The organism is Paenibacillus sp. JDR-2, from assembly GCF_000023585.1.
GTDB lineage: Bacteria > Bacillota > Bacilli > Paenibacillales > Paenibacillaceae > Pristimantibacillus.
Genome location: NC_012914.1, coordinates 4,353,413 through 4,369,640, shown reverse-complemented (window position 1 = coordinate 4,369,640; position 16,228 = coordinate 4,353,413). Strand labels below are relative to the sequence as shown.

The 16,228-nt window shown below is 50.4% G+C and carries 15 protein-coding genes; 8 read left to right on the top strand and 7 right to left on the bottom strand.

All coding sequences use genetic code 11. The annotated features are described in order from the left end of the window. Window positions 1-127: 127 nt before the first annotated feature. Complete coding sequence (locus PJDR2_RS19265) at window positions 128-877, bottom strand: MBL fold metallo-hydrolase (protein WP_015845395.1); 750 nt, start codon at window positions 875-877, stop codon at window positions 128-130. 114 nt (window positions 878-991) lie between these two features. Between PJDR2_RS19265 and PJDR2_RS19260 the strand changes: the two genes are divergently transcribed. The 3 genes from PJDR2_RS19260 (at window position 992) to PJDR2_RS19250 (ending at window position 2,384) form a co-directional block, all read left to right on the top strand. After that, window positions 992-1,207 carry a hypothetical protein gene (locus PJDR2_RS19260; RefSeq protein ID WP_015845394.1) on the top strand — a complete coding sequence of 72 codons (216 nt, stop codon included), beginning with the start codon at window positions 992-994 and terminating at the stop codon, window positions 1,205-1,207. A 170-nt stretch (window positions 1,208-1,377) separates the two neighbouring features. Next, entirely contained in the window at window positions 1,378-1,947 is a 570-nt protein-coding gene (locus PJDR2_RS19255; RefSeq protein WP_015845393.1) for a stalk domain-containing protein, read from the top strand. A gap of 116 nt (window positions 1,948-2,063) precedes the next feature. Further along, window positions 2,064-2,384 (top strand): DUF1292 domain-containing protein, encoded by a 321-nt coding sequence (locus tag PJDR2_RS19250; protein ID WP_015845392.1) that lies wholly within the window; start codon window positions 2,064-2,066, stop codon window positions 2,382-2,384. A 67-nt stretch (window positions 2,385-2,451) separates the two neighbouring features. Here the strand turns inward: PJDR2_RS19250 and PJDR2_RS19245 are convergent, their stop codons facing one another. Together PJDR2_RS19245 and PJDR2_RS19240 are read right to left on the bottom strand one after the other, a co-directional pair. Then, window positions 2,452-2,850 carry a DUF1885 family protein gene (locus tag PJDR2_RS19245; protein ID WP_015845391.1) on the bottom strand — a complete coding sequence of 133 codons (399 nt, stop codon included), beginning with the start codon at window positions 2,848-2,850 and terminating at the stop codon, window positions 2,452-2,454. 110 nt (window positions 2,851-2,960) lie between these two features. Then, the gene (locus PJDR2_RS19240) at window positions 2,961-4,430 is read right to left on the bottom strand and encodes an aminotransferase class I/II-fold pyridoxal phosphate-dependent enzyme (protein ID WP_015845390.1); all 1,470 of its coding nucleotides are present in this window, start codon (window positions 4,428-4,430) and stop codon (window positions 2,961-2,963) included. 199 nt (window positions 4,431-4,629) lie between these two features. On the opposite strand from PJDR2_RS19240, the gene PJDR2_RS19235 reads away from it, so the two are divergent. Continuing rightward, window positions 4,630-5,814, top strand: a complete 1,185-nt coding sequence (locus PJDR2_RS19235) for a tetracycline resistance MFS efflux pump (RefSeq protein ID WP_041613519.1) — start codon at window positions 4,630-4,632, stop codon at window positions 5,812-5,814. Window positions 5,815-5,938: 124 nt separating this feature from the next. Continuing rightward, window positions 5,939-6,553, top strand: coding sequence for a YitT family protein (locus tag PJDR2_RS19230; RefSeq protein ID WP_015845388.1), 615 nt, complete (start codon window positions 5,939-5,941; stop codon window positions 6,551-6,553). A gap of 82 nt (window positions 6,554-6,635) precedes the next feature. Here the strand turns inward: PJDR2_RS19230 and PJDR2_RS19225 are convergent, their stop codons facing one another. Genes PJDR2_RS19225 through PJDR2_RS19215 form a run of 3 tightly spaced genes read right to left on the bottom strand, consistent with a single transcriptional unit; the run spans window position 6,636 to window position 9,152 of the window. Beyond that, window positions 6,636-7,295 carry a TetR/AcrR family transcriptional regulator gene (locus PJDR2_RS19225; RefSeq protein ID WP_015845387.1) on the bottom strand — a complete coding sequence of 220 codons (660 nt, stop codon included), beginning with the start codon at window positions 7,293-7,295 and terminating at the stop codon, window positions 6,636-6,638. Window positions 7,296-7,350: 55 nt separating this feature from the next. Next, window positions 7,351-8,370, bottom strand: a complete 1,020-nt coding sequence (locus PJDR2_RS19220; RefSeq protein ID WP_015845386.1) for an ABC transporter permease — start codon at window positions 8,368-8,370, stop codon at window positions 7,351-7,353. Continuing rightward, a complete protein-coding gene (locus PJDR2_RS19215) occupies window positions 8,367-9,152 on the bottom strand; it encodes an ABC transporter ATP-binding protein (protein ID WP_049790060.1) in 786 nt (261 codons plus the stop codon). The genes PJDR2_RS19220 and PJDR2_RS19215 overlap by 4 nt, the downstream gene beginning before the upstream one ends. A gap of 205 nt (window positions 9,153-9,357) precedes the next feature. Between PJDR2_RS19215 and PJDR2_RS19210 the strand changes: the two genes are divergently transcribed. Continuing rightward, complete coding sequence (locus PJDR2_RS19210) at window positions 9,358-12,375, top strand: efflux RND transporter permease subunit (RefSeq protein ID WP_015845384.1); 3,018 nt, start codon at window positions 9,358-9,360, stop codon at window positions 12,373-12,375. A 251-nt stretch (window positions 12,376-12,626) separates the two neighbouring features. Here PJDR2_RS19210 and PJDR2_RS19205 read toward each other — a convergent pair whose 3' ends face one another. Further along, a complete protein-coding gene (locus PJDR2_RS19205; protein ID WP_015845383.1) occupies window positions 12,627-13,274 on the bottom strand; it encodes a DUF1054 domain-containing protein in 648 nt (215 codons plus the stop codon). A gap of 404 nt (window positions 13,275-13,678) precedes the next feature. Here PJDR2_RS19205 and PJDR2_RS19200 point away from each other — a divergent pair, with 404 nt between their 5' ends. After that, a complete protein-coding gene (locus PJDR2_RS19200) occupies window positions 13,679-15,394 on the top strand; it encodes a proline--tRNA ligase (RefSeq protein WP_015845382.1) in 1,716 nt (571 codons plus the stop codon). 185 nt (window positions 15,395-15,579) lie between these two features. Continuing rightward, the gene (locus tag PJDR2_RS19195) at window positions 15,580-16,176 is read left to right on the top strand and encodes a hypothetical protein (protein ID WP_015845381.1); all 597 of its coding nucleotides are present in this window, start codon (window positions 15,580-15,582) and stop codon (window positions 16,174-16,176) included. Window positions 16,177-16,228: the final 52 nt, after the last annotated feature.

Here is a 16,228-nt window from a genome sequence, read left to right as displayed (position 1 = left end):
TTAGCCACTTACATGCATGCGCCTGTATGTACGTCAATTTTAGACTTTGACCGGACTCAATCCACCTGCATAAGCTATACCTAGAGCGGATGTCTGCAGCGCCAGTAGCGCGGTGGATATCTGCTTGTTATGTTTTAATTTCGTAAACGGCAAGCTGCTCCGCGAAACGCATTTTTCCCGTATGGCCGATGAACTCTTCCATATTGTCGTTATAGTGCATTAACCACATCTTCTCCTGGATGTCCTCGGGCAGCGTCAGCAGCTCGTCCAGACTCGCATGAACAACTCCAGGTGAGATCAACTGACAGTCATGGAAGACCGTGGTTACCCCGCCAGCGATCAATTCCTTCAGCAAACCGCCGTCAAACTTCATATCCGCGGAATAGAAAAAGGTCTCATTAAAGAGAAAAGAATAGCTGAGCTTGCCCGCGATATGATCCGTCCGGATCAGCTTTACATGAATCCCGGGATGAATTTCGCAAGACTCGCCTTCTTTAATAGGACGAACATCAAAGAAATCGGACAGCGCGTTAAGCGGCTCCTGTGTCAGACCTCCGCGAAGCGTCTGCTCCCATAATGGATCAACCAGCGTATCGGCAATATACAGGACAGGCCTTTTACCGTAACGGAACATCATTTGGAACGCGTATTCCTCCAGCCCTCCGACATGGTCGGCATGCATATGGCTGATTAGCACCGCATTGAGATCATCAAAAGAGTAGCCGGCATCGTGAAGCGACCGGGGCAGCGTGATGCCGCAGTCCACAAGCAGTTTGAAACCATCCACTGCGATTAAAGCATTATTGTTCGAATATTTTTTCGCGAAAGCACCGCCGGTGCCAAGCATTTGGATCTGCAAGCTAAGATCGCCTCCCATTTCATGGTTGTCTCCACTTTATCAAATAACGCAAGATGTTGACAAACAACAGATGCATAATGCACTCAGCCTACATATAATGCAGAAGCAAAATGGCGGGAGGATTGAACGAAGATGAGTGCAGCAGCGGCAAAGGGCAAAGGCAAAGTAGTGAAGAAGAAAAAGTCGTCCAGCGACAGGAAACAGTATTATTACAAGCTTGTATTGTCCGACACTTGTGCGGTGTGCAAGACGCCATGCGAGCGTGGGATGCGCTATTGGAAGCGAATGCAGGAGCCCGGAGCAGTGGGGAAGGGCGTACCTTGCATCTTGACCCGCACTTACAGCTAACCGCGGGCAATACGTAAGTATTTCCTGGGCAAGCGCATGATTCAACAGTTTTTGACAAGTTGAGCCTGAACGATCGGGCTTAAAACTTTTATTGCCGGGCGCAACTTTGGGCCAAAACCCGAGTATAACCAAACATCCAGACAAACCGGATGGAGGGAGGGTTAACAGCAATGAAAGTCAGATTCAAAAAAGTAGCTATTCTGCTCGCTATATTGTCGGTATTCGGAGGTACGCTCATTTTCGCCGATTCAGCATCCCAGAAAGTACGTGTCATTGTAAACGGCAGTGAGCTGGATGACGGCGGCATTATTGTGGACGGCAAAACCTACTTGCCTCTTCGCCAGATGGTAAACAGCCTGAATGCGCTTGTTGACTGGGATAATCAGAGCAAGAAAGCGACAATTAACAAGCCTAATGTCCATATGATTCTGTTCCAGGATAAAGTGATCTTTGGCAATGTGGACAAAGGCAATAAATATACGTTTAATGTCTTCTCCCAAATCGACAACCTTAAGACGGACATCTCTGCTGTAAAAGTCTCGATAACGGACCCATATGGCACGGAGAAGGTCATTCAATCCCAGAATGTAAGCATTACGAAGGATAACTTCTGGTACCGGACGGAGGATATCAAATATAACTTCGAGTACGCAGGCAAATACGCGGTACGGTTCTATTTGAAGACATCGCCTTCGGATGACTGGACGGTTGTATCGGAGAAACTCATCACATCCCAGTAAATAAGGCTTGAAATAAGGACGCTCCGGACTACGGCAGGGCGTCTTTTGTTTGACCGGCGATACTTCGCATGGTACGATACGTAAGTATGTATAAATAACTGAAATGGGGTAATTCCATGAGCGAGCATCAACATCAGCACGGCGAAGACTGCGGCTGCGGACAAGATCATGAACATGATGAGCATGTGTTCATCGTGACAGACGACGAAGGCCAAGAGCGTGAAATGGTCATGGTCTATACATTTGAATCGGAGAACAACGTATACGCGGTATTGCTGGATCGCAACGATCCGGAGGCTGACGGCGTTATCTTCCGTATTGAAGAAGAAAACGACGAAGCATTCCTCGTTGGTATCGAAGACGATGCAGAGTGGGATCGCGTAACGGCGATCTACGAAGAAATCGCGCGCACCGAGAACGAGAACAAAGAAGGTTAATGACCTAAAACACCCGTCAAATCCAAGCGGCAGCTGCAGCCAGGATAGACGGGTGTTTTTTTGCATGTCATTTACGCGGATTATAATAAATCGTGCGGCCGTTAAACATCGTAAGCTCGGCAAGCAGCTGTTTGGCTAAATACTTGCACAGCTCGTTAGCTTTGGCTTTGTCTCCGTGTGTGGACCCGTCGGGAAGGACTATTTGAATCGTGGAAGGACCCTCTGATCCATTGCCAAACACTATATATTTGTACCCGGGATTGGTGCCTTGCAAGTAAAACCATCGGTCATCCTGTTTCGATTCGATCGTATACGGAAAAGCCGCGTTTGCATAATCCCAGTCAAGCTGCGTTCCGGTTAAAGCGGTCTGCTCCCGGTAATGGATAAGCTTTTCCTTCAGTCCTTCTAGCAGAAGTTCACTAACGGCAGATCCTTGAACAAGCTTAATAAATGCGCTTTGACTCATTCGTCCCACCCCCACCTCATCATAGCATGGCGCTCAGAGGGTTTACAATAAGTGGAATCATACGAAAAAGCCAACAGCATCGCCTTAAAGCTCTGCTGTTGGCTTTTCGTTTAGAAGATCGCGTTTTCTTCCACAATGACTTTAACGAACTGAATGCTGCGATCCTCCGGCCCTTTGACAGGCAGGCCAACCTCAACATGATCAACGATATAGTCGATGTTCTTCTGCGAGATAACTTCACCTGGCAGCAAGATCGGAATGCCCGGCGGATAGACGTAAATAAATTCGGCGATAATCCGTCCTGCGGATTCCTTGAACGGTACAATCTCCGTCTCGCCGTAGAAAGCATCGCGCGGCGTCAGGGAAAGCTGAGGGATATCCGGAATTTTTACGACAAGCTCGCGTGCTTCCGCTCCTTCATGGTACGTTTCGGACAAGCCGCGAAGCGCTTGCAGTAACTTATCGATCGATTCGGAGGTATCTCCAGGCGTCACGAGGCAAAGAATGTTATACATGTCGCTCATCTCGATTTCTACGTTGTAGTTATCGCGGAGCCAGTTCTCAACCTCGTAGCCGGTTACGCCAAGATGGCGGACATGGACCGTAACTTTGGTTGGATCGTAATCGTAGGTTGCTTCATCGCCCAAAATATCTTCGCCAAAGCAATAAAGTCCAGGGATCTGATTAATCTGTTCACGGGCAGATTGGGCAAGTTCAATCGCGCGCTCTGCAATTTCATGGCCGTTAATCGCAAGATTGCGGCGGGAAGTGTCCAGCGATGCGAGCAAAATATAGGATGTCGAGGTTGTCGTCAGCATACTCAGAATCGTCTGGATGCGGAACGGATTGATCCGTCCTTTGCGTACGTTCAGAACCGAGCTTTGCGTCATGGAGCCGCCTAGCTTATGTACGCTTGTAGCTGCCATATCGGCACCGGCCTGCATAGCGGACATCGGAAGCTTCTCATGGAAATGGATAAGTACGCCATGGGCTTCGTCAACAAGAACCGGAATGTCGTAGCTGTGGACAAGATCGACGATTTCCTTCAGATTCGCGCAAATGCCGAAGTAAGTCGGGTTAATAACCAGCACGGCTTTGGCATCCGGATGACGGTCAAGCGCGCGTTTCACCGAGCGAGTCGTAATACCGTGGTCGATCCCGAGATTCGAATCGCGCGCGGGCGAGATAAATACCGGACGTGCGCCGGCGAAAATGATAGCAGCCATAACCGACTTATGAATGTTGCGCGGTACGATAATTTTGTCGCCCGGGCTGCAGACGGTCAGAATCATCGTAATAATCGCGCCGCTTGTGCCTTGAACGGAGAAATACGTGTAATCCGCGCCAAACGCATCCGCCGCAAGTTTTTGCGCTTCTTCAATAACGCCGGTTGGCTGATGCAAGTCATCAAGCGGAGCTATATTTATAAGATCGATCGACAAGGCGTTGTCGCCGATAAATTCGCGAAACTCAGTATCGCTGCCGAGACCTTTCTTATGCCCCGGAATATGAAATTGTACCGGGTCGTTATCCGCATGGCGGCGGAGTGCGCTGAAGAGCGGGGTGTTGTTATGATCCATCGCTTTCGTCCCTGCCTTTCGACTGTCGTCTAATGTCTAATGTACAAACAAAGTTGAGTATAGCAAAAACAAGTCGGAATGCAAGCAACAATTTTATTGACGTAGACGGGCATTCCGCAGCTGGACAAGTATTGTTCTCCATTTGTTCATAACTATGGCCAGCTTGTTATGTTACGATAAGGGATGGGGTGAAGACAAAATGCGAGATAAACGACTTCTTATAGTAATGGCTATTCTAATGACCACCTTCATCGGGTTTGGGATTATTATTCCTGTTATGCCTGAAATGATTAAAGCGGTCAGCCCGGGTAACGCTGAGCATCATACGGGTTTAATGCTTGCGCTCTACTCAGCCGTATCGTTCATACTCTCTCCATATTGGGGAGGCTTATCCGACCGGATCGGCCGGAGGCCGATTATTATCATTGGCGTGACCGGTTTCGCGATCAGCTTTTTCTTATTTGGCTTATCCTCCGACAACTTGACGATGATGTATCTTTCCCGTATTCTCGGGGGCTTGTTCTCCGGAGCGGTCACATCGGTTATTGTTGCTTACGTAGCGGATATTACACCGCCTGAGCAGCGTACAAAAGGTATGGGGCTTGTCGGGATGTCGATTGGCTTCGGCTTCACGATTGGTCCGGGCGTAGGCGGTCTGCTCAGCCAGGTTTCGCTCGAAGCTCCTTTTTACGCGGCATCGATAATGGCGTTAATTACTTTGTTCTTTGCAATAACCAAGCTGAAGGAATCGCTGCCGCCCGAGAAACGAAGAGCCGCAGGCGAGAAGCGGGAATCTCGCTGGTCGGCTTTTACCGGACCGCTTAAGTTTCTGTATGTTCTTGCGTTCTTCGTTACGTTTACGCTCGCCGGCATGGAAGCAACGCTGCAGTTCTTCGGCATTCAGCGCTTTGACGTAACGCCGGTGCAGGTAGGCATGTTGTTCTTCGTATGCGGCTTTGTTGGAGCACTTGTGCAAGGCGGTGTTGTGCGGCGCAGAATCAAGCGGGGACAGGAGCCGCAGTACATTGCGCTTGGCCTGATTATTTCGGCGGTTGGCTTCTTCCTGCTGCTGGCAGCCCATTCCTTATGGTGGGCTACGTTGTCGCTTGCCGTATTTGGCATTGGCAACTCGCTGATCCGTCCGTGCGTAACCTCGTTAATTACTCAGAAGACGCAGGTGGGCCAAGGCGTTGCCTCCGGTCTCAGTTCTTCGATGGACAGCCTGGGACGTATTCTTGGGCCGCTTGTTGGTTCGTTCTTGTTTACACTCGATTTACGCCTTCCATACGTTTCTGGCGGCATTCTGTGTCTCTTGGCATTGATCCTGCTTGTACAATTCCGTAGAATGGACAGCACAGCTGGTTCAACGGCAGCACAGGAATAACGAATGGCATACAGCCGGCCTCTCATGAATACATGAGAGGCCGGCTTTTTTATTATTTTCCAGAGAATGGCATGTACCAGACCCGCATATAAATGAGGTAGAGCAAAAAGAGGTGAAAGGAAGAATGGGGATACTGTCATGGCGCAGGTGGGCGGCCATCATATTGGGGAGCCTGCTGATATCGGTCGGGATTAATTTTTTTCTTGTACCTTTGATGATTTTGGACGGAGGGCTTATTGGAATCGCCCTCATTGTCAATTATCTGCTTCACATTCAAGTAGGGCTGACCATGCTGCTATGCAGTATCCCGATTTTTGCCCTGGTCTGGTTTCAAAGCCGGAGTATGATCTACCAGAGCCTGAACGGCCTGCTGTTATCCAGCTATGTCATCGATTTGCTTAGCCCCTACCGGTTCCACTTTCTCTATTACATTGAATGGACTCCGTTTACGCGGGCGGTGCTTGGCGGTTTTTGCATTGGGACAGGCCTTGGAATCATGCTAAGGAACGGTACTTCTACCGGAGGGACGGATCTGCTGGCTCATTTTCTGTCCCGGTATGTTCCGTTAAACGTTGGAGTTATTATTTTTTTAACGGATTTTATCATTATCGGAACGGGGGCCGTTCTGCTTCCGGAAGATACGTTTCTGCTATCCCTCATAACGGTTGCGGCAGGGGGAGTGGCGACTAGTCTCTGCACGTGGAATTTACCGCATAATCATCAATTCAAGCATCATTAAAAAGCCGAAGTCATCGCGGGAAGCTGCTCTCTTGTAAGAAGGGAGATTCCTGCCATGCCTTCGGCTTTTTGATTCGGATCCTTTAGGGGGTTAACCCTTTCATAATAAAAGCGATGGTCGCTTCCCGTTCCTGTTCATCATCCCAGCTGCTGCCTTCCCGTTTGCCGTAAATCATTCGTATGGCGGCATAACCCATGAGGGAGGAGACTGTAAGTCTAATAATCGTATAAGGCGACCAGTTTACAAGGCTTCCTTCTTCCTGGAATCTTCGGATATTTGGCGTGACCTTCTCGAACACCTTCGCGAGAATCAGCTTCTCGAATTGCTCCTGCAGCTCCGGATGGAACGGAATCTCCTGGATTAATATTTTTAGCACGTTTAAATGCTTCTCGAGGAACGCCAGCCTGTTCTCGAGTATCGCGCGAAGCATCTGGTCGTAGCTGTCGTATTTGCTGTCCAGTACTTTATAGAACTCCCTCATCACAAAAGGCGCGACAAGCTTTGCCATCACCGGTGCCACGATGGAGACAAGCAATTCTTTTTTTGTTTTGTAATGCCGGAAAATGGTACCCTCCGCCACACCCGCACGTTGTGCGATTTCGCTCGTGGATGATCCGGAAAAGCCCTTCTCCGCAAATATTTCGGAGGCAGCCTTGACGATTTTCAGCTGCTTATCGGTCATCGATTTCTCATCGCCAAGCTTATTCAGCTCATCCAGCCATTCCTCAATCGGCTCGCTCATGCCTGACACTCCTTTTTTGACCATTCCCGTCATTATAGCAGAAAAAGCAAGACGCCTACATCCGGCGGTGCTTCTTTAATGCCGCAACGTTGAGAAGGGCGAACAGGATCGACAAGCCGGCTAGCACGTAAATATCGAGCTGGATATCGGCAATGCCTTCCCCGCGGATCATAATACCCCGCATGGCATCCGCCCCGTAGTACAGAGGCATGATGTAGCTGAGCTTCTGCAAGATCGGATTCATGGCATCCAGATTAAATAAACCGGAGAAGAATGCTTGAGGCACGATAATGATCGGAATGAACTGAATGATTTGGAATTCACTGCTCGCAAACGAGGAGAGCAAGGTGCCAAGCGTTAATGCCGTTAGAGACAGCAGCAGATTAATCAGCAGCATATTGACGATGTGTCCGGCCATCGACATGCCAAGCACTTGAACGGAGAACCAAGCGATCAGGGAAGCCTGGAGCAGCGTGAAAATGCCAAACCCCGCTAGGTAGCCCAGTACAATCTCGGATCTGCGGATTGGTGTCGCCAGCAGTCTTTCCAACGTGCCGCTAGTGCGTTCGCGCAGGAAGGATACTCCCGCGAGCAGGAAGACAAAGAAGAAAGAAAAGAAGCCGATGAGTACGGGACCAAATGAATCGAAGGAGGCCATATCAGGCCCGCCGTACAGATAGTGAACCGTAGGAGCAAGCTCCTGAACATTGCTCTGCAGAGCTTTCTGCATGACAAGCTGCGTGCTGCGGCTTACCGAAGGATCGCTGCCTTCCAGCGTAATATCCGGTTTGCCTTCTTTGATCTGAATGAGTGCATCCAGCTTCCCGTTCTTCAAGGCCTCTTCCGCCTCGCTAACGGAATCAAAAACGGTAATGCTGGCATTCTGCTCTTCAAGTTTCTCGGCAAACGCGCCAGCCGGGCCGGTCAATCCGATTTCGGGCGATACGGTTCGGCCGTCGAATACAAGCTTTGTTAAGCCGAGAATGAGAAGAGGGGCGAGGAATAACAAAGCCAAAGTCCGTTTGTCTCTGACGAACTGGCGCATAATGCGCACGACCAGCGCACGTATTCTCATGCTTGTTCCTCCTTCCGGCTTCCAAGGGTGATAAACGCTTCTTCGATCGTATGGACTCCTGCTTGCTTGATAATAGCTTCGGGAGTGTCCAGCGCAATTAATTTACCGTCGCGGATGAGTCCCAAGCGGTCGCATTTCTCGGCTTCGTCCATTACGTGAGTGGTGACGATAATCGTTACGCCTTGCTGCGTCAGGGCACGCAGCTCATTCCAGATCGCTTGACGGAGAACGGGATCGATACCAACCGTCGGTTCGTCTAGCACTAGAAGCTGAGGCTCATGCAGCAGAGCAATGGCAAGAGACAAGCGGCGTTTCATGCCGCCGGAATAAGCGGTTACCGTTTTATCCAGATGTTCGGTTAAATTCACCAACGCGGCAGCGGATTGGATCCGGGAAGCGAGAGCTTTGCCGGAAAGCCCGTAGAGGGAGCCGTAAAAGGCCATGTTTTCTTTGCCGGTCAGCTCCTGATAGAGAGCATCGGACTGCGCCATATAGCCGAAGGTCTGAAGCATCTTGAGCTGGGGCATCGGCTCTCCGAACAATTCGACCTGTCCGGCGTCGGCGAGGTCAATGCCGGTTATGAGCTTGATAAGCGTTGTTTTCCCGGAGCCTGACGGACCAAGAAGTCCGAACAGCTCCCCGCGTGGAACGGTGAGCGTAATATCATCCAATACCTTTCGATCCCCGAACTTTCTCACGATTCGTGAGACGGCAATAGCAGGCTTTTCCGCTGATTTCGTCAATAGAAACACCTCTTTGATTAAAAGTGAGTGAATACTCATTTTTAGTATAGATGCGGTCTGCTTAACTGTAAAGTGAGTACTTGCTCACTTTTTATACTAGACCTAAGTCGTAGAAGCGCTCCGACCCGGGGCGAGAGTAAAATACCGTCTAGAGACGTTTTTACATTATTTTCAATGCAGGTATGCTTAGAAATGTCAAAAACACATAAAAGAGAAATCCGAATAGGGAGAAGGAGTAGTTGTAATGAATAAGTTAACCGAATGGTCGTTCCGTAATAAGGCGGCCGTTATCCTGATCGTCGTTATGGCATTGACGGTTGGGGTCATCAGTTATTTGAAGCTGCCAATGGAGTTCCTGCCGGAAGCGGATAACCCGCAAGTCATGGTGACCGTAATCGGGCCTGGCATGGACGCCAAATCGATGGAGCAGCAAGTGACGAGCCCGCTCGAAGAAGCGGTTATGTTCACGAAAGGCAAGACCGATATGTTCTCGACTTCGGGGAACGGTTACGCCCAGGTTAACGTAAATTTCGATTCCAATACGAATATGAAGGAAGCAAAAGCCGAAATCGAACGTTCGGTAGATCAGGTCCAGCTTCCGCAAGGCGTCATGAAGCCTTTTGTTGTCCAGTTTAATACGTCGATGATTCCGATCTCCTGGATCGTTGTTACGTTTGACGAAGGTCTTAGCGAGCAGGAGAAGGACGCGAAGATCAAGCTGGTCAATACGGAATTGCAAAAATCCGAAGGAGCGGGTCAGATCAGCGTAAACGGCAAGTCGACGCCATCGATCCACATTACTCCCGATACGGATAAGCTGGCGCAAAAAGGACTTCCGGTTCAATCCCTGCTAAGCGTGCTGCAAGGACGCGGCGTATCCGCTTCGATCGGCGAACGCAATGTAGACGGCGCTGCCGGCAACATTAATGTTTATGACGAGGTAACAAGCATCGATACGCTTCGCGATCTTCCGGTTGCCCCTGGCGTGAAGCTGTCTGAAGTTGCAACGGTCGAGCAAGCGAAAGAACAAGAGAGCATCAGCCGGATGAACGGCAAGGACGCGATTTTGTTCACCGTATCGAAGTCTGCGAATGCAAACGCCGTAACAACGGGCAAAAACGTTGAGAAAACGGTTGAACATTTGAACAAGGATGTAAAAGGCGTTGAAGCGGTTGTTCTGCTCAGTACGGCCGAATCGGTTACTCACTCGGTAAACAGCATGCTTCGCGAAGTGCTGATGGGTGCATTGTTTGCAACGATTATCATTCTGCTCTTCATGCGTAATTTGCGCGCAACGCTGGTTACGATCGTGTCCATTCCGTTGTCGCTTGGCATCACGCTGTACCTGCTTGATCTGTCCGGCGTAACCCTTAATATCATAACGCTTGGCGGTGTGGCTGTAGCGGTCGGGCGTCTCGTTGACGACAGTATCGTTGTTATCGAGAACATCTACCGCAGGCTGCAAAAGGAGCCGTTCTCGGTTACCGTTATTACCGATGCAACAAAAGAAGTCGCAACAGCGATTACCTCTTCGACACTGGTTACCGTAGCGGTATTCCTGCCAATGGGGCTGCTCCGAGGCTCTCTTCAGGCTTTCCTGCTGCCATTCGCGTTAACTGTAGCGTATTCTCTCTTGTCCTCGCTGCTGGTTGCTTTAACGGTCGTGCCGCTGCTTAGCGCGATTCTGCTTCGCGGAACGAAGGAAAAGCCGCATAAAGGCTCGGAGAAATTCGCATCGTTTATCCGTTGGAATCTGCAGCACAAATGGGTAACGCTGCTTATCGCCTTAATTCTGTTCTTAGGCTCTATTGCCTCTTACGCGATGATGCCGAAGGGTGCGCTTGATTCCTCCAGTGCGGAGAACCTGAACATTTCCCTGCAGTATCCGAGCGATACGCCTTCCGAGAAGGTTGAGCAGGGCGGCGCGCAGCTGGAGAACTTCCTGAAGGACGACAAGAACGTTGAATGGGTCATTATGCAGCTGGGCAACAGCTCTGAAAATGCGCAATACGGTTCGGTATCCTCGCCGACGCTTGTTACGTATATGGTTGATCTGAAAAAAGGCGTAGACGCCGAGGTATTCATGGAGGAAGTGAAGAAGCAAAAAACGAACTTCAGCGATGCCGAGCTGTCCGTAAATGCAACGGATCTGATGATGGGCGGCGGAGGTTCGCAAGTCTTCGTTGACGTCACGGGCGACGATCCGGAGAAGCTGACTCAAACAGCGGATCAACTGATTGCCGCAATCAAACCGATTAAAGGCGTGCTCAAAGTACAAAGCAACCAGGAAGAGAAAAAGCCGGTCTATACGTTCCAGGTGGACCCGGAAAAAGCAAAAGGCCAGGAAATTTCGATGCAGCTGCAAAGCATTCTGAATCCGGTACCGGTAGGCAGCATCAAGGTAGACGGACGCGACACATCTGTCGTCGTGCAGCCGGTTGTTAATCCGGATACCGAAGCGGCGCTTAAGGATCTGACAATTGCAACGGAATCCGGCGTGGTTCCGGTGTCAAGCGTGGCGAAGCTGGTACGTACGGAAGAACCAAGCTTGTATTACCACAAAGAAGGCAAGGTTTATGTTCGGATTACGGCTGATGCAGATCCGCAGAAGCTCTCGGTTGTAGGTACGGATATTAAAAAAGCGGCAGATAAGCTGAATCTCCCGGATGGGGTTGAACTGAAGGTTGGCGGCGCATCGGCAGACCAGTCGAGCGATTTTGCGGACATTGGCATGACCGCGCTGATCTCAATCGGCATCGTGTACTTGATTATGGTGCTTACCTTCAAGACTTTGCGTGCTCCGCTCGCCATTATGTTCTCCCTGCCGCTTGCGGCGATCGGCGCAGTGGTAGGTCTGTTGATCTCCGGTGTTACGCCTGACTTTACGGCAATGTTTGGCGCATTGATGCTGATAGGCATCGTTGTGACGAATGCAATCGTTCTGATCGACCGCGTGAAGCAAAACGAAGAAACGATGTCGATCCGCGATGCGCTGGTTGAAGCCGCAACAACCCGGATGCGTCCAATCATTATGACGGCTGTTGCCACGATTAGCGCTATGCTGCCTCTCGTATTCGGGTCGAGCGAATCGGGCAGTATCGTTTCGCAGAGCCTAGCGATCGTCGTAATCGGCGGTCTGGCCGCGGCGACGCTTCTGACGCTGATCGTTGTTCCTTGCATGTACGAATTGCTGTTCTTCCGCGCTTCCCGCAAGCAGCGCCGTGCTAAAGCACAAGCTGCCAAAACGGTTACAGCGGTCTAACAAAAAAGGTTCAACAAAAATAGCTGTGCGGAGTTCATTCCGCACAGCTTTTGTTCTTCTCCCAGCTTTTGTATCGTTTTTTCTGCTTAGTAATTTGGTTAATTGCGGTCGAAGCAATTCGAATGATTCTGGAGAAGCGTAGCGTCAGCTTTTGTGAGTGGATTCTAACCTTGTTCAATCTAATCGAAGGAATCCACGAGCAATGGCGATCGGAAGAACATTCGAATGCGCAGCCTGCCTTTAACCTAAAATTATTGTGCAGCCAAACGATACAAAGGCATCAACGTTTCATAGGTATCCTGAGCAAGCTTGTACAGCGCATCCCCATCGTGAAGAAGCGGGTCGCCGGCGGGAAGATGGCGGCCGATCAGCAGCTCGGCTTTTTGCACGTCGCGAAGCCGGGTGAGGGCGTTGATCCAGTCCTGCTTGTTCATTTCGCTTACGGACTTGGACTCCTTCTTCATATGGTCAAGCGAAAGCGCGTAATCCGAAGGAACAGCCGCGATGACTTCATCCAGATGGTCCAGATAGATAGAAGCAATTTTGGACTTATTAGGCGCCTCGTAAATAAGGGCAAACCACAGGAACAGGTGGTCGTCGAACAAGCCAAGCTGGAAATGCGGATGCGCTTTGTAGCCGCGTTTGTTGTTGCAGATGGCAAGCCAGGTATCCTTTGGCGGATTTACGGTCCGGCGGGCATGCTTGGCGATATGCAAGAACATTTCGTCGCCGGCCTGCACCGCAATGTCGCCGGCAAGCTTTTCGCCCAGATAGCGGAATTTCGGACGAATCCGTTCCTCAATGGCAGCCATGCGCTGCTCCAGCCCTTCGATCAGAAACGTGTCAAAATCCATTTGCTCAAAGCCCGTAAAGGCGCTCGTTGTTGGTGTAGTAGTCATCTATTTGATCTCTCCTTGTCATGAAAGTCGATAATTAAGCTTGATTATAGCACATTTGTTCCTATTCGCGCATCACGGACCATCTTGACGCGGAAGAACACTTGTTGTAAATTTATCTAAATATTCCAACAGCTTTGATCAAGGTCGAGCGTTAAGCGATTGTTCATTTCAGAGAGGAAGCCCGCGGCTGCAAGGCTTCCATGAACGCTTTAGACTCATCCTGCCTTGTGAGCTGCAAAGGCTGCCGATTCCTAATCGGTCTTTGCCGGGATGAGAATCCCGTTACCCATTAGAGAGCCGGCAGCGTTGCTGCCCCGGCTAACAAAGGGTGGTACCACGAGCACATTCGTCCCTTGCGAATGTGCTCTTTTTGTTTTTCCATCAACCGTCAGGAGTGAGGAACTATGCGTCAAAGTCAACTATTATTGCCAACCTTGCGGGAAGCGCCTTCCGAAGCGGAAGCGGTCAGCCACCAGCTGATGCTGCGCGCAGGCTTGATCAGGCAGCTTGCTGCCGGAATTTATACGTATTTGCCGGCGGGCCGCCTGGTACTGCGCAAGCTGGAGAAGATTATACGGGAGGAGATGGACAATGCCGGCTGCCAGGAAGTGTTTATGCCCGCGATGCAGCCCGCCGATCTATGGCGGCAGTCCGGCCGCTACGAGAAATACGGTCCCGAGCTGGTGCGGCTGAAGGATAGGCATGACCGCGAATTCGCGCTTGGTCCAACCCACGAGGAAGTCATAACGGATCTGGTGCGCGGGGAAGTGAACTCTTACCGGCAGCTGCCGGTTACGCTCTATCAGATCCAGACCAAATTCCGGGATGAGAAGAGACCGCGTTACGGCTTGCTTCGCGGCAGGGAATTCATGATGAAAGACGCCTACTCCTTCGATGCCGACTGGGAAGGACTTAATGAAAGCTATCAAAGGATGTATGACGCCTATCACCGTATATTCTCCCGTTGCGGGCTGCATTTCCGTCCGGTGGAAGCGGATGCGGGGACGATAGGCGGAGAAGGCGGCACCCATGAATTTATGGCGCTTGCCGATATCGGCGAAGATACGATAGCAGCTTGCGACCACTGCCGGTATGCGGCTAATCTCGAGAAAGCCGGGTACAGGATCCCTGAAGGGGAAATAAATACAGGAGACTCTGAAGCTTACCCTGAGCTTGAGAAAATCCACACTCCGAACGTCAGAAAAATCGATGAGCTTGTTCAGGCGCTGGACGTATCTGCGGATCGGATTTTGAAGACGCTGCTTTTCCTTGCCGACGGCAAACCTGTTGCGGTAATCGTCCGCGGCGATCATGAAGTCAACGAAATCAAGCTCGCAGGCTTGCTGCAGGCGGATAAGCTGGAGCTTGCCGATCAGGAGACGACCGAGAGATTGACTGGCGCAGCGGTTGGCTTTGCCGGACCAATCGGATTAAGCATTCCGGTTATCGTCGATTACTCCGCAGCGGGTCTAGATTCCGCCATTGCAGGCGCGAACGAAACGGATTACCACTGGAAGCATGTTCGTCCCGGTGCGCATTTTGTGGCTGCCCGGCTAAGAGACGTGCGCAATGCCGTACTTGGGGATGGTTGTCCGAATTGCGCGGAAGGGAAGCTCCGGATGTTCCGGGGAATTGAAGTTGGACAAGTATTCAAGCTTGGGACCAAGTACAGCGAAGTCATGCAGGCTAATTATCTTGACGCCACGGGATCGGAGAAGCCAATCATTATGGGGTGCTACGGGATCGGGATATCGCGCGTTATGTCTGCGGTTGTAGAACAGCATCATGATGAGCAGGGGATTCGCTGGCCGCTTGAGCTTGCGCCTTATCAAGTTCATGTCGTGCCTGTATCGGCCAAGGACGGGCAGCAAATGGATGTTGCCGGCAAGCTGTACCGCGAGCTTATGTCTGCCGGCTTTGAAGTGCTGCTGGATGACCGCGACGAACGCCCGGGCGTGAAGTTTAAGGATTCCGATCTAATCGGCATTCCGGTTCGAATCGTTGTCGGAAGACAAGCGGCTGACGGAGTTGTAGAGCTCAAGTACAGGAATGAAGGAGAAGTCTTGCAGGCAACAACCGAGGAAGCGTTGGGGCTTGTTACAGGCTATTTCCGTTCTTAATAAGCTTTTGCGAGGCGGTCAGGCATCCGATTTGGACGGCTTGACTGCCCTTTTTTCGATTTGGACGGCCAATCCTTTAAAATTAGTCAATAATCCAAGTTGCCAGATCATAAGATGGAGTATAAGATAGAAGTAAGAACAAATTGTCAGACTATTTCGTCAACTGTTTGAAAGGAGGGATTGCCGTGAATAAGAGCTACGAAGTCGAATATTGCAATTTGGAGCTGCGTTTTGACCGCCGGCAAATCCAGAACCTCATCCGTGATCTCATTCAGGAAGGGTACTCCTTGTATTGGAGCGAGACGGAGGGGCAGTTCCTCATTTCAATTCGAACAGGTCGTAAGCTCGTGAAGTTAAGGTTTCAGCGGATGAAGAACCGTTACAAGATCGTCGGGGATTACACCATTAAGGACGAGAAGCTGTCGGAGTTGCTTGAAAAGCTTATTAATGACACACGCGGACATGCGATAGTCAAGCGGATCAAAGATCGTCAGATCGTCATTGAGAACATCATGTTTGGTGAAATAATACGACTTGTGGAGGTGTCCGGAATGGAACATCGGATTATTTATCAAAAGAAGCCATTCGTAACTATAGAGGAAATGATTAAGGCATTCCAATCCAAGCGTGCCGAAGAACGCGCGGTGGTGCTGCGCTATGAATTGGATTATGAGCTGACGGTGCTGTACGACGCACTCCAGGAGAACAACGAGGAAGCCATTGCCGAGTCGAAGGAAAAGCTGGCGCTGCTTCGTTCGGAAATGCTGCAGCTGGAGCTTTGAGATCTCATAGATAAATTTTTTTTCTAAAAACGAATCAACGGATGATTCCTGG

What these genes read in the sequence shown, in the direction of transcription:
- PJDR2_RS19245 (WP_015845391.1), bottom strand. Translation starts at nt 2,850, where the DNA reads ATGAGTCAAAGCGCATTTATTAAGCTTGTTCAAGGATCTGCCGTTAGT.
- PJDR2_RS19230 (WP_015845388.1), top strand. Translation starts at nt 5,939, where the DNA reads ATGGGGATACTGTCATGGCGCAGGTGGGCGGCCATCATATTGGGGAGC.
- PJDR2_RS19250 (WP_015845392.1), top strand. Translation starts at nt 2,064, where the DNA reads ATGAGCGAGCATCAACATCAGCACGGCGAAGACTGCGGCTGCGGACAA.
- PJDR2_RS19225 (WP_015845387.1), bottom strand. Translation starts at nt 7,295, where the DNA reads ATGAGCGAGCCGATTGAGGAATGGCTGGATGAGCTGAATAAGCTTGGC.
- PJDR2_RS19200 (WP_015845382.1), top strand. Translation starts at nt 13,679, where the DNA reads ATGCGTCAAAGTCAACTATTATTGCCAACCTTGCGGGAAGCGCCTTCC.
- PJDR2_RS19235 (WP_041613519.1), top strand. Translation starts at nt 4,630, where the DNA reads ATGCGAGATAAACGACTTCTTATAGTAATGGCTATTCTAATGACCACC.
- PJDR2_RS19240 (WP_015845390.1), bottom strand. Translation starts at nt 4,430, where the DNA reads ATGGATCATAACAACACCCCGCTCTTCAGCGCACTCCGCCGCCATGCG.
- PJDR2_RS19255 (WP_015845393.1), top strand. Translation starts at nt 1,378, where the DNA reads ATGAAAGTCAGATTCAAAAAAGTAGCTATTCTGCTCGCTATATTGTCG.
- PJDR2_RS19220 (WP_015845386.1), bottom strand. Translation starts at nt 8,370, where the DNA reads ATGAGAATACGTGCGCTGGTCGTGCGCATTATGCGCCAGTTCGTCAGA.
- PJDR2_RS19210 (WP_015845384.1), top strand. Translation starts at nt 9,358, where the DNA reads ATGAATAAGTTAACCGAATGGTCGTTCCGTAATAAGGCGGCCGTTATC.
- PJDR2_RS19265 (WP_015845395.1), bottom strand. Translation starts at nt 877, where the DNA reads ATGGGAGGCGATCTTAGCTTGCAGATCCAAATGCTTGGCACCGGCGGT.
- PJDR2_RS19205 (WP_015845383.1), bottom strand. Translation starts at nt 13,274, where the DNA reads ATGACTACTACACCAACAACGAGCGCCTTTACGGGCTTTGAGCAAATG.
- PJDR2_RS19260 (WP_015845394.1), top strand. Translation starts at nt 992, where the DNA reads ATGAGTGCAGCAGCGGCAAAGGGCAAAGGCAAAGTAGTGAAGAAGAAA.
- PJDR2_RS19215 (WP_049790060.1), bottom strand. Translation starts at nt 9,152, where the DNA reads ATGAGTATTCACTCACTTTTAATCAAAGAGGTGTTTCTATTGACGAAA.